This is a genomic window from Komagataeibacter intermedius TF2 (assembly GCF_000964425.1).
GTDB classification, from domain to species: Bacteria; Pseudomonadota; Alphaproteobacteria; order Acetobacterales; family Acetobacteraceae; genus Komagataeibacter; species Komagataeibacter intermedius.
The window spans coordinates 1-358 of record NZ_BANF01000602.1; the positions used below are offsets into that span (position 1 = coordinate 1).

At 60.3% G+C, this 358-nt stretch carries 1 protein-coding gene; it reads left to right on the forward strand.

The annotated features are described in order from the left end of the window. Nucleotides 1–358 (forward strand): ATP-dependent DNA helicase (locus B7449_RS18765; RefSeq protein ID WP_048884065.1); only part of this gene is annotated, 358 nt, incomplete at both ends.

The window sequence follows — 358 nt, forward strand, 5'->3', positions numbered from 1 at the left end:
TTGGGGCGCGGTCGCTGAATATCGAATTGCAGCAGGCGCTGAACCCGCCGGACGAGGTGAAGGTCGAGCGGTTCGGCTGGACCTATGGTCCGGGCGACAAGGTGATGCAGATCGCCAACGATTATGACCGGGATGTCTTCAATGGAGACCTCGGCGTTATCGGCAGGATCGATGTGGAAGAGGGCGAACTGACGGTCTCATTCGATGGACGGGATGTCGTTTATGGCTTCGGCGAGTTGGACGAACTGGTGCCGGCCTACGCCACCACCATCCACAAGAGCCAGGGCTCGGAATACCCGGCGGTGGTGATTCCGCTGGTGACGCAGCATTACGCCATGCTGGCGCGGAACCTGCTCTA